Origin of the sequence: Pseudoclavibacter sp. RFBA6 (assembly GCF_002931575.1) — a bacterium.
GTDB lineage: Bacteria > Actinomycetota > Actinomycetes > Actinomycetales > Microbacteriaceae > Pseudoclavibacter > Pseudoclavibacter terrae.
Window position 1 is genome coordinate 232167 of record NZ_PSUA01000005.1, and the last position, 13801, is coordinate 245967.

Below are 13801 nucleotides of genomic sequence, written 5' to 3' on the forward strand. Positions count from 1 at the left end.
GCTCGGCTCAGCGCAGGCGGTAGCCCATGCCCCGCACCGTCTCGATCCGGTCCGCGCCGATCTTGCCGCGCAGGTACCGCACGTACACGTCGACGACGTTCGAGCCAGGATCGAAGTCGAACCCCCACACTCGGCTCAGCAGCTGTTCGCGGCTGAGCACCTGACCTGGGTTGCCGAAGAACTGCTCGGCGAGGCCGAACTCGCGCGCCGACAGGTCGATGTCGGTGCCATTCACCCGCACACGCCGCGTTCGGAGGTCGAGCAGCAGGTCGTCATGGGTGAGCTCGGTGGCCGCCACCTGGCCCGCATCCCGAAGCCGCAGGCGGATGCGCGCGAGCAGCTCGTCGAACTTGAACGGCTTCGCGAGGTAGTCGTTGGCCCCGCCATCGAGGCCCCGCACCGTCGCCTCGACTGAGGTGCGGGCCGTGAGCATGATGACGGGGACGGCGTTGCCTTCGGCGCGAAGTCGGTCGAGGACTTCGAAGCCGTCGAGACCTGGGAGTCCGACGTCGAGGAGCACCAGATCGAAGTCACCGCCGCGGGCGAGCTCGAAGCCGTCGGTGCCGTTGACCGCGACCGTCACGGCGTAGCCGCTCGACTTCAGGCCCTTCTCGACGAACGAGGCGATGCGCGCCTCGTCTTCGACGACCAGGATGCTGCTCATGCGGGGTCCTCTCGCTGGGGTTCGGATGTTGTGTCAGCCGGCTCCGGACCGAAGGCGGCGCCGGCGCCGGGCAGCACGATCGTGAACGTCGACCCGACGCCCGGTTCGCTCTCGAGTTCGACGCGCCCGCCGTGGCCGCGAGCGATGGACTGCACGATCGACAGCCCGAGGCCCGATCCGGTCTGGCTGCGTCCCGTCTCTGCCCGCCCGAAGCGGTCGAACACGCGGTCCTGGGCTGATGGGGGGATGCCGACGCCCTCGTCCCGCACCCACAGGCGCAGCTCGCCGCGCGCATCCACGAGGCTCCCGAGGCCGACCCGCGAGCCTGTTGGCGAGTACTTCGCTGCATTGTCGGCGAGCTGCAGCCAGGCCTGCGTGATGCGTCGCGCGTCGACATCGACGACAACCGGCGCCGTCTGCTCGAGCACCCACCGGTGCGCCGAGAGCGCGCTCGCCTTCGCGTGCACCTGCTCGGTCAGCTCGAGCACGTCGCACGGCGCCAGGCTCAGCAGCCCCTGCTGCTCGCTGACGGCGAGCGCCTCGATGTCGTCGATGAGCTCGCTCATCCGGTCGAGCTCATCGAGGGCGAGGGCAACCGTCTCTCGGGTCTCTGCGGGGTCTGTCGGGTCGAGGATCTCGAAGTGTCCCCGCACGATCGTGATGGGGGTCTTCAACTCGTGGCGCACGTCATCGAGCAGCTGCCGTTGGGCGGTGAGGGAGCCGTCGAGACGGTCGAGCATGCCGTTGATCGTGGCGGTGAGCGCGGAGACGTCATCGTGGCCGACGACGGGGATGCGCGCGGATCGGTTGCTGCCCGTGATGGAGGCCGCCGTCTCCCGCAGCTCACGCAGCGGCCTGAGCAGACGGCCCGCGACGAACCAGCCGACGAGGGCGATCACGGCGAGGGCGGCGACGGCGACAAGGGCGTACGTCTGGAAGGTGCTGTTGGTGTCGGCGAGCTCGGCACGCAGGTCGTAGGCGGCGAGGTAGAGGGCCGTGCTCGTGCCGTCACCCACGGTGAACGGCACGGCCACGTACCGGAGGGCGTGGGTGGCGTCGACGAACGTGCCCATGCGCACCGAGCCGTCGGCGGTCTCGCCCACGGCGCGTTCGACGAGGGCGGGGAGCTCGACGAGCGAGAAGGGCGTCGCGGTCGATGGGATGAACGCGGGCGCTCCGTCAATGAGTCCGAGCGCTCCCTCGTTGCGTTCCGGGATGAGGCGCTGCATGACGAGCTCGAGCGCCTCGGTTGAGCTCGCGAACGTTCGGGCGGCGTCTGGCGCGGTCGCTGATGGGCTGGAGGTCGCGGACGGGCTGGCGGAGTCAGGTGTCGTCGGTGCCGCGAGCTCCTGCCCGCTCACGAGCCCGCGCACGCTCTCGGCCACGGTGATGAGTCGTTCGTCGACGCCCGTGAGCACGCGCTCGCGGGCGGCGACGTAGCTCGTGGCGCCCGCAACGACCATGCCGAGCATCGTGACGAGCAGGATCGACGCGAGGATGCGCACCCGCACCGAGGAGCGCGGCCGCACCTCCAGCCGTGCCTCGCCCGCCGTCATCACCCGCATCCATCGATTATCCGGGGCGCAGGAGTCCGGAGCCTGGCAGGTGAGAAGACTCTCACGCGGACGCCACGGGCGGACCTCTGTCCACAGGCAACTCTGCTCATTCCACAAGTCCCAGCGGGATGACGAGGTGGCGCGTAGGCTCGTCGCGTGGAAACCGAGCGCTATGAACTGACCAGGCGAGCCAGCCTGGAGGTCCTGCGCGCCGAAGCGCAGGACGAGCGCGAGACGATGATCTACGCACGTGCCCGCAACGGGGAGGACCCGTGGCGCTTCATGCAGGAGCTGCCGACCGTCGACGAGCTGGTCGTGCTGCTCATGCGTGCCGAAGCGCTCGAGCGGGGTGGCGACGAGGCGCCGGAGAGCGGCGCGCACGACGCGCAGCTCATGCGTCGTATCGCGACGGAGTATCCGCCGCTCAGCACCACGGTGTGGACGATGCTCGCGGGCGAGAGCCGCTTCGGCGACCGGTGGAGCGCCTGACCTTCCGCCGTCGCGGCATCCGCGTTCCGGGGCATCCGCGCGCAGCGCACCCCTGCCCGTAGGCTTGGCCGCATGTCGGTGTCAGAACTCTCGGTGAGCGCGCAGAACTACCTCAAGGTGGTCTGGAGTCTCCAAGAGTGGTCGGATGCGCCCGTCACGGCCACGATCGTCGCCGAGCGGCTGCAGCTCCGGCTCTCGACCGTCTCCGAGGGTATCCGCAAGCTCGCCGACCAGGGCCTGCTGGAGCACGCGCGCTACGGGAGCATCTCGCTCACGGCGGAAGGGCGCGCGCACGCGCTCGCCATGATTCGCAGGCACCGGCTGCTCGAGACGTTCCTCGTCGAGGTGCTGCAGTACGGGTGGGATGAGGTGCATGACGAGGCCGAGAACCTCGAGCACTCCGTGTCCGACCTCATGGTCGATCGAATCGACGCGCTGCTCGGGCACCCGGAGCGCGACCCGCACGGCGACCCGATCCCGTCAGCGACCGGCGAGGTGAGCATCCCGCAGGCTGTGCTGCTCGGCAGCCTCGACGCGGGCACGCGTGTTGTCGTCGAGCGCATCTCCGACTCCGACCCCGAGCTGCTCAAGTACTTCGCCGCCAAGGGGCTCACCGTCGGGGCGCGACTCGAGATCGGCGAAAGCGACCCGTACTCCGAGTCGCTCCTGGTGGGCGTCGTGGATGCGGCGTCCGCGGCCTCGTTCGCGCTCGGCCCGGTGGCTGCTCGCGCCGTCTGGGTGACCTCGGTCTGAGGTCGGAGACCTACGCGACCCTCGCGCGCCGTCGCGCGAGGAAGCGCGACGTGACGAGCCCCTGCGTCGGCGAGAGCAGGTAGGCGAGCAGGAACGCGACGCCCTGCGCGAGCACGATCATGCCGCCCGACGCCGCGTCGAGGTAGTAGCTGGCGTAGAGGCCGATGGCGGAGCAGGCGACGGACACGATGGGGGCGATGACGAGCATCCGCGCGAAGCTGCGCGTGAGCACGGTCGCGGTGGCGCCGGGGATGATGAGCATCGCGACGACGAGGATGACGCCGACGGTCTGCAACGCGACGACGGCCGTCAGTGCGAGGAGTCCGAGGAGTGCGCCTCGCAGCAGTCGCGGGTTGAGGCCGATCGCGTGGGCGTGGGTGGCGTCGAAGGCGACGAGCGTGAAGTCGCGCCGCTTCACGAGCAGCACGATGGCGACGATCGCGGCGAGGATGCCGATCTGTACGAGGTCCGTGTTGCTGACGCCCAGGAGGTTGCCGAAGAGGATGTGGCTGAGGTCGGTCTGGCTTGGGGTGACGGAGATGAGGACGAGGCCGAACGCGAAGAGGGTCGTGAAGACGATGCCGATCGCCGCGTCCTCCTTCACCCTGCTCGTGTCGCGGATGACGCCGATGAGGCCAACGGCGACGAGCCCGAACACGAGGGCACCGAGCGCGAACGGTGCGCCCACGATGTAGGCGAGCACGACCCCGGGGAGGACGGCGTGCGAGACGGCGTCGCCCATGAGGGACCAGCCGATGAGGACCAGCCAGCAGCTGAGGAGGGCGCAGACGATGGCTGTGATGATCGTCGTGATGAGGGCCCGCACCATGAACTCGTAGCCGAGCGGCTCGAGGAGGAGGTCGACGAGATTCATGCGCGGTCTCCATCTCGGTGTTCACGCCGCTCACGGCGCAGAGTTGTGGATGCTTGCTGTCGAGGCGGCGGGGAGCTGCAGATCGCCACAACTCTGTCTGCGGATGCGGGGGTCATGCTGCCGCTCCCTTGCCCGTGTCGATGCCGAAGGCGAGGGCCAGGTTCTCCGGCCTGATGATCTCCTCGGGGCTGGCGTGCAGGAGCACGCGCCGGTTGAAGAGCACGGCCTCGTCGGCGAGCTCGGGCAGCGAGCCGAGGTCGTGCGTGGCGATCAGGATGCAGACGCCCTGCGCCGCGAGCTCGCGGAGGAGGCGCGTCATGGTCGCCTGTGACCTGGTGTCGACGCCCGCGAAGGGCTCGTCGAGCAGCAGCACCTGGGCCTCCTGGGCGATGCCGCGGGCGACGAAGGCGCGCTTGCGCTGCCCACCGGAGAGCTGCCCGATCTGGCGGCCCGCGAGGTCGCTCAGCTCGACGCGCTCGAGCGCCGCATCGACGGCGGCGTGGTCGCGCGCCTTCGGCCTCCTGGTGATGCCGAGGTGCCCGTAGCGGCCCGTCATGACGACGTCCCGCACCGACAGCGGGAAGTCCCAGTCGACCTGCTCGCTCTGCGGGACGTAGCTGACGCTGCCCCGCTTGCGCGCATCCGCCGACGAGCCACCGAGGATGCGGACCGTGCCCGCATCGGGGCGCACGACGCCCATGATGGACTTGAAGAGCGTCGACTTCCCGGAGCCGTTCATGCCGATGAGGCCGCACACGCGCCCCGGTGAGATGGTGAGGCTGGCGCCGTCGAGCGCGAGCACCTCGCCGTAGTGCACCGTGAGGGCGTCGACCTCGATGGCGGGGGACGCGGCGGTGCCGGGTTCGGATGCGCTGCTGGGGCCGGAGCTGGACGCGCGGCTCACGACTCGCGTCCCTTCTCACCGGTGAGGCCGGCCACGATCGTGTCGACGTCGTGCCGGATCAGGTCGAGGTAGCTGGGCACTGGGCCGTCCTCCTCGCTCAGCGAGTCGACGTAGAGCGTGCCGCCGAACTCGGCGTCCGTGGCGTCCACGACCTGACGCATGGGTGCATCCGAGACGGTCGACTCGCAGAAGACGGCGGGTACGTCGTTGTCGCGCACGTGGTCGATGACGCCCGCGATCTGCTGCGGCGTGGCCTGCTGCTCCGCGTTGACGGGCCAGATGTAGACCTCCTGCAGCCCGGCATCGCGGGCGAGGTAGGAGAAGGCTCCTTCGCACGTGACGAGTGCGCGCTGCGAGGTGGGGAGCGGCTCGATCGCGGCGACGAGCTCGTCGTGCACGGCCTGCAGCTCGGCCTTGTAGGCGGCGGCGTTCTCCTCGAAGATGCTCGCGCTTGCTGGCGCGAGGTCGGAGAAGGCCGTGACCATGTTGTCGACGTAGAGCTGCACGTTGAGGGGCGACATCCAGGCGTGCGGGTTGGGGAGCCCCGCGTAGGCGTCCCCCGCGATCGGCACCTCTTCGACGCCGTCGCTGACGACGACGTGCGGCACATCCATGCTCGCGACGAACTGCTCGAACCACGCCTCGAGGTTCATGCCGTTGTCGAGGATCAGGTCGGCCTCGGAGGCCTTCGCGACGTCGAGGGGGGTTGGTTCGTAGCCGTGGATCTCCGCGCCGACCTTGGTGATCGACTCGACCCGGAGCTCGTCGCCGGCGACCTGTCTGGCGATGTCGGCGAGCACTGTGAAGGTGGTGAGGACGACCGGGCGGTCGTCGCCCTCGGCGGCGGGGGCGCAAGCGGTGAGGGATGCGAGCGCGACGAGTGCGAGGCCGGCCGCGACGATGCGGGTGGCCTTCCGTCTGGCTGCATGCAGCACGGGGGTCAGCATGCCCAGAGCATAGCGCTACGGCTTGGGGAAGAAGAATGTTCGGTGCACCGAACCTCCGTACCGGAGTCGGGGCGGCCCGCGCGCGCCCGGAGTGATCCACAGGGTGAAAGACGCTCAGCGGGAGCATGCGGATGCGAACGTAGGCTGTGGCCACGATGTCACCAGGCGACCCCGGCGAGGAGCTGCGGCACCGGCCGAGCGTGCCGATGCCGCTGACTGTCGACCCCGCTTCGGGTCAAGCGGCCGGGTCTCGCTCGGGAGGATCCGCCGGGGGCGCTTCCGGCGCTCGGCATGGTGCGGACGCAGAAGAGACGCGCTTCCAGAGCGACTGCGTGCGCTGCGTAGCCCTCTGCTGCTCGGCCCTCGCCTTCTCTCGGGGCGACGACTTCGCCCACGAGAAGCCAGCAGGCAAACCGTGCCGCAACCTCGACGAGAACCTCGGCTGCAGCATCCACGCGGTGCTCCTCGAGCGCGGGTACCGGGGCTGCACCGTCTTCGAGTGCCACGGCGCCGGACAGCGGGTCACGCAGGAGACCTTCGGCGGCGGCGACTGGCGCGAGGGCGAGGGGCTGCGCGACGCGATGTTCGCGGTGTTCCCGCTCGTGCGTCAACTGCACGAGGTGCTGTGGCTGCTGACCGAGGCCAGGCGGCGCACAGCCGACCGGCCGCTGCTGCGCCGAATCGACTCCCTGTTCGATCGGGTGGATGCGCAGGCCGCGTCCCCCAGCGTGGCCGTGCTGCGAGCGGCAGTCGAATCGAGCAGGCCCGCCGCGGGCGAACTGCTTGGAGCCGTGAGCCTCGAAGTGAGGCGGGCGCACGCGCCCCGCCGCCGCGCATCCGGGGCCTGGTCGCGGGTCGAGCCGCGCGGCGTCTACCTCGGCACCGACTTCTCCGGAGGAGACCTGCGCGCCGTGGAGTTGCGCGGGGCTCTGCTTATCGCGGCGAAGCTTCGTGGCGCAGACCTGCGATGGGCCGACCTCCTCGGCGCCGACCTGCGGGACGCCGAGCTGCACGGAGCCGACCTGCGCCACGTGCTGCACCTCACGCAGCCGCAGCTGGCGGCGGCGTTCGGAGACGAGACGACCCAGCTGCCGGACTCGCTCACCCGGCCTCGCCACTGGATCTGAGACCGGGGCTGACGATGCGCGCCCGCTGGCAGATGTCGGTCAGTGTTCTTTCGTAGCGTGAGCGTGTTCCACAGGCTGACACCCACGGAGGGGCCATGAAGATCCGCCGCACGATCATCGTGTTCGACGCCGCTGACATCGATGCGGAGAGCACCTTCTGGGCGTCCCTGCTGGAGGGCGCGGTCGAGAAGGAGGACGACTGGCACAGTGTCTACGCTGACGGCGAGTGGAGGCTCGGCATCCAGCTCGCTCCCGACCACGTGGCACCGCGGTGGCCTGACGGGCATCCCCCACAGCAGATCCACCTGGACCTCTACATCGACGACCTCGAGGAGGGGCACAGGAGAGTGCTCGAGCTCGGCGGCCGTCTCCTCAAGGCAAGCGACAAGCCCGGCAGCCCCGACGAGTTCGTGGTCTACGCCGATCCCGCGGGCCACCCGTTCTGCCTCTGCAGAGCACCCCAGGGCTGAGTCGAAGCTCGGCGCCGCGCGGGCTCTGGCAGGGCCGGCCCCTGTCCCGGCCGGGAGTCCACGGATCGCCCAGACTCGGCCGCAACAATCGCACCATGAGCGACGAGAACACGCGAGAGTCCGGGGCCGATGACGATCAGCGGGAGCGCCGGAGCGCCGAGCATCTGCCGCCGGAAGGAGTTGACGAGGCGACCATCGCTGCTGTCGGGAAGCTCACGGAGGCGCTCGAGATGGTCGACCAGGCGCGCGGGCTGCTCTACAGCTTCCACCGGCTGACGGGGGCTGCCGACCTGGCGTTGGGTGAGGCATCCGATGCGCTGCGGGACGCGGGACACGTTGAGCTCGCCGACCGGCTCGACTCGGAGCTGGTCGGCCGCAACGTGATCGAGGGGCGGTGGACGTTCCAGATCGTCGAGGACTACGACGACACCTACTGGGAGCCGTTCCGGGCGGCAGAACGCGACGTCAGGGAGCAGCTCGTCGCAGGTCGCCGCCACCTCGCCGAGGCGGCGATGAAGGAGGACCGCCGAACGCACGGGGCACGCCACCACGAGGCGCGGCCCAGCGGCGGAGCGTAGCGGGCCCTGCCGACTCCCCAGCTACGATGCTGGGCGTGGCAGCAGACGGAGTGCGGGGTCGGTACGCGAAGGGTGTCGAGCGCAAGCGCGAGATCTTGGCGGTGGCCTACGAGACGCTCCGCGAGACGGGCGCAGGCGGGGCCTCGCTGCGCGCGATCGGTGAGTCCATCGGCGTCTCCCACGGCATGCTGACGCACTACTTCGGCTCGAGAGAGGGGCTGCTCGTCGAGGTCATCCGCGAGCACGACCGCGTCAACGACGAGCGCATGCCGGATTCCGTCTCGCTCGTGCAGCGGATGCGCTCGAGTGCTGAGTTCAACGTGCAGTTCCCCGGCATGGTCTCGCTGTTCACGGAGATGCTCGCGAAGTCGGTGGAGGCTGGGGATGGTCCTGCTCGTTCGTTCTTCACGGCGCGGTTCGCCCGGGCGAGGGTCAAGCTGGCGGCCGAGCTCGGCGGCCAGCTCGCGGCGCTCCCCGAGGAGCGCCGTGCTGATGCGGCCATGCTCGTCGACCTGATCATGGCCGCATCCGACGGGCTGCAGGTGCGATGGCTCCTGGACCCGAGCGTCGATGTTGCGGGCACTCTAGGGCTGCTGGAGCGGCTCGGCCGAACCAGCTGAACCCGAACAATGAAAGTTGCCAAATGGCAATTTTCTAGTAACGTCTCTCGTGAGAGCGAACCGCGATGTGGCGGGCGCCCACCGACACAGGAGTCAACGTGCCCACCACCCGACCAGCAGCACCCGGCACCCCACAGGAATCACAGCGCCCGGTGACCTCGCTGCAGCTCTACAGCATCAACTCGCACCTCGAGGTCGACCTCGACGGCACCCTCGCTCGGCTCGGTGAGATCGGGCTGCGCAACGTCGAGGCCTTCGCCTTCGTCGACCGCGCCGACGAGCTCGCCGCGGCCTTCGAGCGGCACGGCATCGCCGCCCCGACGGGACACGCCATGCTCGTCGCGAACGAGGTCACGCGAGAAGGCGTGACGACGCAGGTGCCGAGCCACGCGACCACGTTCGAGGCGGCGAAGAAGCTCGGCATGCGGTACGTCATCGACCCCGCCGTCTTCGACTGGTCGACGCGCGAGAAGGTCGAAGCGACGGCCGCGGCGCTCAACGAGGCCTCGAAGGCCGCCGCCGAGCATGGCCTCCGCGTCGGATATCACAACCATGCGTGGGAGCTCAGCAACCGCATCGACGGCGTCCCGGCCCTCGAGTACTTCGCTGGGCTCGTCGACGACGAGGTGGTGCTCGAGGTCGACGTCTACTGGGCGCACATCGGCGGCGTGGAGGCACCCGCTCTGCTCGCTCGCCTCGGCGACCGTGTCAAGGCGCTCCACATCAAGGACGGCCCCCAGGTCGAGAACCCGTTCCTCACGGATGCGCCCTTCGACCCGTCCGGTCTCGGCCAGGTGGCGGCCGGCCAGGGTGTCATCCCGCTCGGTGCGGCCCTCGACGCCGCCCCGTCGGCGGAGTTCGCCGTCATCGAGTTCGACCACTACGACGGCGACATCTTCGCGGCGATTGCCACGAGCTTCGACTACCTGGAGAACCGCGCATGAGCCTCCCGCAGGCAGCAGCCGCAGGCGCAGCCGCATCCGCATCCGCATCCGCCAGGAGCGGCCCCGTCGGCATCGGCATCATCGGCACGGGCATGATCAGCAACGCCTACCTCGACAACCTCATCCGCTTCCCCGACGTCCGCGTGGTGGCGCTCGGTGACCTGAACGAGGCGCTGGCCGCAGAGAAAGCGGCGGCATATGGTGTTCCGTTCTCGGGGTCACCGGCTTCCGTGCTCGCGAACGCCGAGGTCGAGATCGTTATCAACCTCACCATCCCCGCAGCGCACGTGCCGGTCGCCCTCGACGCGATCGCGGCGGGCAAGCACGTGTGGATCGAGAAGCCCATCGGCATCAACCGCGAGGAGGCGAAGGCCCTCCTCTTGGCCGCCGACGCGGCCGGCCTGCGCGTGGGAGTGGCGCCCGACACGGTGCTGAACCCGGGCATCCAGACCGCCCTGCGGCACCTGGCGGCGGGTGCCATCGGCACCCCGCTCACGGCGCGCACCATGATGCGCTACTCGGGCCCCGACCTCTTCCACCCGAACCCGGCGTTCCTCTTCGCCCGAGGCGGCGGCCCCCTGCTCGACATGGGGCCGTACTACGTGACGACGCTCGTGAGCGCCTTCGGTCCTGTCCGCAAGGTCTACGCCACGGGATCGACGGCCAAGGAGACGCGCACCGTCAAGCTCGGCCCGCTCACCGGACAGTCGTTCCCCGTCTCCGTGCTGACGCACGTGGATGCGCTGGTCACCTTCGAGAGCGGGGCGAGCGCGCAGCTCACCTTCAGCAACGACTCCCCGTTGGCGGAGATGGGCACGGTCGAGATCATCGGGGCCGGCGGGATGCTCCTGACCCCGGATCCGAACCACGCCGATGGCGGCACGAGGGTCGCGCGGCACCCGCAGGAGTACGCGGAGGTGCTCCAACCGACCTGGGAGGACTACCCCGAGGAGGGCACCGTCACGGGCCGCGGCTACGGTGCTCTCGACATGGCGCGGGGCATCCGCGAGGGGCTCCCGCACGTCGCGACCGGGGAACTGGCGCTGCACGTGCTCGACATCATGCTCGCCATCGAGGAGTCGGCGGCGGCCGGTGAGGTCGTGGTCATCGGAAGCACGGTCGATCCGGTCCCGCTCGTCGACCACACGCGAGACCCGTTCGCGGCGACGCTGGGCGCCTAGGAGCTGGCTCTCCTGGGCTCAGGGGGCCAGCGGTCGCGCGAGCACGCGCTCGAGCACCGCTCGGGAGCCGGTGATCCGCGCATCCACCGCCGAGAGGTCGCGCCGCTTCCAGAGCACGAGCAGCGCGTCCCCGGCGGTGACCTCGAGCGTCGCGTCGGCCGGCGTCGTCTCGCTCGCGGCCGTCGAGGGGTCCGCCGGTGCCTCGTCGACGGGTCCGAGTCGGACGCGCACGCCGAAGCTCCTGCTATCGCCTGGGCGCTCGAGCCGGTCTCGCAGCCGCAGCTCGACGCGTTCCTCGAGCGACTGCATCCGCCCGAGCGCGACCTGCCTCGGGTACATGTCCTCGGCCACCTCAGCGACACCGACCGCGGCGAGGTTCGAAGGGATCGGCACGGCGATGCCCAGGCTGTCGGTCGCGTCCCAGAGGTGCAGGACCGTCTCGAGCGCCTGACGCTTCGCCCACGTCGAGGCACGTGCAGGAGGGTAGAGGGCCCAGCATGGCGTGTCCTCCGGCAGCTCGCGCAGCGTCGCCACGAGGTCCGCGGCGCCCTCACGGAACCACCCGACGAGCGCGTCCCGGTCGGCGAGCGGCGCATCCGGAGTCTGACGGTCGACCTGCTGCCCGCCGCCGAGCAGCTGGGCATGCGCCCACCGGTGCACGCCGCCGAGGTGACGTGCGAGTTCGGCGAGCGACCAGCCCGGGCAGGACGGCACGGGCGTCGCGAGATCTGCCGATTCGAGGAGCAGGCCGAACCCGGTCGCGGCGTCCTCGGTCATGTCGATGAAGTCTGCATGGCGCATGGTCTGAGCCTAGAGAGTGGAGCGCGCGGCCGGTCAGCGACGGCGGACGCGCCCGTGGAGCTTCACGAGGGACGGCACGACGAGGTACACGGCGAGCGGGACCACGACGAGCGTCACGACGCACGCCCGCGCGATGGGGTGCCAGTTGCCGACGAGCGGCTCGGCCAGCATCGAGGTGATCGCCACGAGCGGGAAGATGGCGAGCCACGTCAGCACGGCCCGGGCGTGGATCGACGGCGGGGCGGGCAAGCCTCCCGCTGGCGGCACGGCTGGGCCGATCGGATCGCCCGTCGGAGCGTCGCTCCCCGTCATGCCGGTGTCTCGTGACTCATGAGAGCCGATGGTAGCCCCCGGATGCGTCGCTGTCGGGCTCGCGGAGCGTCCGCGCGTTAGGAGACGGCTCACGATCGTTAGGCAGGAGCCCGTCGCGCGCGGCCAGCCGAGTTGCGAGGGTGGTCGCATGGGCCGACCGGCCCGCAACAAGGAGGTTGCCGATGTCAGAACTCGCTCCGCTCGAAAGCCTGCTCCCCGCCGGCCCGCTGCCGTACCTGCTCGGGGACGGCGAGGGCGACAAGCTCGTGCTCTTCGACCAGCTCTTCACCCTGCTCACGACGTCGCCGCAGACCACCGGCCAGTTCGACGCGTTCATCACCGAGGGGCGTCCCGGTCGCCCCGTCCCGCCGCACTTCCACGCGGAGACGCACGAGACGTTCTTCGTGCTGGAGGGCGCCATCCGCCTGTGGATCGACGACCGGCAGGGCAACCGGGAGACGCGCATCCTCGAGGCCGGGGGCTTCGGGTTCGTGCCGAAGGACACGATCCACTCGTACCGCATCGAGCGCACGGGCAAGATCTTCGGCGTCACGAGCGCCGGGTTCACCGACTTCTTCCGGGCCGTCGCCAGGCCGACCGCGAAGCCGGGCATCCCGGAAGAAGCAGAATTTCACATTCCAGCGCCGGAGGTCTTCGGTGCCGAGGGAGCGAAGCACGACGTGCACTTCGTGCACGGATACGAGCTGTTCGATTGAAGCGCCCACTGCCTTCCCATGAGCGCGCGGGTTCGGCCCGCGGTCGCGTCCAACGCGACATCGTCTTCTCGGAGCCGCCCGGGTTCCGGCCCCTCACGCTCGACCTGCACCTGCCGGATGGCGGGCAGCCGCCCGTCATCGTGTTCGTCCACGGCGGCGGCTGGTTCCGCGGCAGCAGGCGCGTGTTCACCCCGGGCCGCACCGAGGAGGAGACCTTCGGACGGCTGACGCGTGCGGGGTGGGCGGTGGCGTCCGTCGACTATCGGCTGAGCGGGGAGGCGACGTTCCCGGCGCCGCTCGCCGACGTCGAGGCCGCGGTCGCATGGGTGCTCGAAGAGGGCGCCACGACGTTCGGCCTCGACTCCTCGCGCCTCGCGCTCTGGGGAGAGTCCGCCGGCGGGCACCTCGCTGCCCTCGCGGCCTCGGCGCCGGGCACGCCGGTGCGCGCGGTCGTCGACTGGTACGGACCGAGCGACCTGGCCGCCATCCCCAAGCAGCCGACGCCGCCGACGCAGCGGGGGGACGTCGCGTCGCCGAGCAGGGAGGAGATGCTCATCGGCGGGCCCCTCACCGAGCATCGCGAGCTGACGAGGGCCGCAAGCCCGGCCCTCGTGGTGCACGCCGGCATGCCGCCGTTCCTGCTCGCACACGGGACCGCCGACGGCATGGTGCCAAGCGAGCAGAGCGTGCGGCTGCGGGATGCGCTCGAGTCGGTGGGTGCTCACGTCGAGCTGCAGCTCGTGGCCGGGGCCGACCACATGTGGCGGGGGCTCGACGATCTCGATGTCGTTATGGGGCCAGCCTTGCGGTTCCTCGACGAGCAGGTCCTGTCGCCCGCGGAGTCGCGCTGACCGGGCCGTCTAGT

17 protein-coding genes are annotated in these 13801 nt (G+C 70.2%); 10 read left to right on the plus strand and 7 right to left on the minus strand.

All coding sequences use genetic code 11. From position 1 onward, the window contains the following. Positions 1–7 precede the first annotated feature (7 nt). Entirely contained in the window at positions 8–664 is a 657-nt protein-coding gene (locus tag C5C17_RS03965; RefSeq protein WP_104252076.1) for a response regulator transcription factor, read from the minus strand. Continuing rightward, positions 661–2229, minus strand: coding sequence for a cell wall metabolism sensor histidine kinase WalK (locus C5C17_RS03970; RefSeq protein WP_146079074.1), 1569 nt, complete (start codon positions 2227–2229; stop codon positions 661–663). Before C5C17_RS03970 ends, C5C17_RS03965 begins: the two co-directional genes overlap by 4 nt. Positions 2230–2376: 147 nt before the next feature. Between C5C17_RS03970 and C5C17_RS03975 the strand changes: the two genes are divergently transcribed. Together C5C17_RS03975 and C5C17_RS03980 are read left to right on the plus strand one after the other, a co-directional pair. Next, complete coding sequence (locus C5C17_RS03975; RefSeq protein WP_244296265.1) at positions 2377–2709, plus strand: tryptophan synthase subunit alpha; 333 nt, start codon at positions 2377–2379, stop codon at positions 2707–2709. Between the two features lie 72 nt (positions 2710–2781). After that, complete coding sequence (locus C5C17_RS03980) at positions 2782–3462, plus strand: metal-dependent transcriptional regulator (RefSeq protein ID WP_104252078.1); 681 nt, start codon at positions 2782–2784, stop codon at positions 3460–3462. 10 nt (positions 3463–3472) lie between these two features. On the opposite strand, the gene C5C17_RS03985 is transcribed toward C5C17_RS03980, so the two are convergent. From C5C17_RS03985 to C5C17_RS03995, 3 genes are all read right to left on the minus strand, one after another. Continuing rightward, entirely contained in the window at positions 3473–4336 is an 864-nt protein-coding gene (locus tag C5C17_RS03985) for a metal ABC transporter permease (RefSeq protein ID WP_104252079.1), read from the minus strand. A gap of 112 nt (positions 4337–4448) precedes the next feature. Then, positions 4449–5240, minus strand: a complete 792-nt coding sequence (locus C5C17_RS03990) for a metal ABC transporter ATP-binding protein (protein WP_104252080.1) — start codon at positions 5238–5240, stop codon at positions 4449–4451. After that, the gene (locus tag C5C17_RS03995) at positions 5237–6187 is read right to left on the minus strand and encodes a metal ABC transporter substrate-binding protein (protein ID WP_104252081.1); all 951 of its coding nucleotides are present in this window, start codon (positions 6185–6187) and stop codon (positions 5237–5239) included. The genes C5C17_RS03990 and C5C17_RS03995 overlap by 4 nt, the downstream gene beginning before the upstream one ends. A gap of 155 nt (positions 6188–6342) precedes the next feature. Between C5C17_RS03995 and C5C17_RS04000 the strand changes: the two genes are divergently transcribed. The 6 genes from C5C17_RS04000 to C5C17_RS04025 all read left to right on the plus strand — a co-directional run bounded on the left by C5C17_RS04000 (position 6343) and on the right by C5C17_RS04025 (position 11107). Then, positions 6343–7314 (plus strand): pentapeptide repeat-containing protein, encoded by a 972-nt coding sequence (locus C5C17_RS04000; protein WP_258065898.1) that lies wholly within the window; start codon positions 6343–6345, stop codon positions 7312–7314. Positions 7315–7409: 95 nt separating this feature from the next. Beyond that, on the plus strand, positions 7410–7784 hold the full coding sequence (locus tag C5C17_RS04005; protein WP_104252082.1) for a VOC family protein: 375 nt from the start codon (positions 7410–7412) through the stop codon (positions 7782–7784). A gap of 95 nt (positions 7785–7879) precedes the next feature. Continuing rightward, on the plus strand, positions 7880–8362 hold the full coding sequence (locus C5C17_RS04010; protein ID WP_181028475.1) for a hypothetical protein: 483 nt from the start codon (positions 7880–7882) through the stop codon (positions 8360–8362). 35 nt (positions 8363–8397) lie between these two features. Beyond that, positions 8398–8982, plus strand: a complete 585-nt coding sequence (locus C5C17_RS04015) for a TetR/AcrR family transcriptional regulator (RefSeq protein ID WP_181028476.1) — start codon at positions 8398–8400, stop codon at positions 8980–8982. Between the two features lie 98 nt (positions 8983–9080). Further along, entirely contained in the window at positions 9081–9926 is an 846-nt protein-coding gene (locus C5C17_RS04020; protein WP_258065900.1) for a sugar phosphate isomerase/epimerase, read from the plus strand. Next, on the plus strand, positions 9923–11107 hold the full coding sequence (locus tag C5C17_RS04025) for a Gfo/Idh/MocA family protein (RefSeq protein ID WP_104252085.1): 1185 nt from the start codon (positions 9923–9925) through the stop codon (positions 11105–11107). The genes C5C17_RS04020 and C5C17_RS04025 overlap by 4 nt, the downstream gene beginning before the upstream one ends. 18 nt (positions 11108–11125) lie before the next feature. On the opposite strand, the gene C5C17_RS04030 is transcribed toward C5C17_RS04025, so the two are convergent. After that, positions 11126–11908, minus strand: coding sequence for a maleylpyruvate isomerase family mycothiol-dependent enzyme (locus C5C17_RS04030; RefSeq protein WP_104252086.1), 783 nt, complete (start codon positions 11906–11908; stop codon positions 11126–11128). A 33-nt stretch (positions 11909–11941) separates the two neighbouring features. Continuing rightward, positions 11942–12220, minus strand: a complete 279-nt coding sequence (locus C5C17_RS04035; protein WP_219820474.1) for a hypothetical protein — start codon at positions 12218–12220, stop codon at positions 11942–11944. Between the two features lie 182 nt (positions 12221–12402). Between C5C17_RS04035 and C5C17_RS04040 the strand changes: the two genes are divergently transcribed. Both C5C17_RS04040 and C5C17_RS04045 read left to right on the plus strand, forming a co-directional pair. Beyond that, positions 12403–12936, plus strand: coding sequence for a quercetin 2,3-dioxygenase (locus tag C5C17_RS04040; RefSeq protein ID WP_104252087.1), 534 nt, complete (start codon positions 12403–12405; stop codon positions 12934–12936). After that, a complete protein-coding gene (locus tag C5C17_RS04045; protein ID WP_181028477.1) occupies positions 12933–13787 on the plus strand; it encodes an alpha/beta hydrolase in 855 nt (284 codons plus the stop codon). Before C5C17_RS04040 ends, C5C17_RS04045 begins: the two co-directional genes overlap by 4 nt. Positions 13788–13801: the final 14 nt, after the last annotated feature.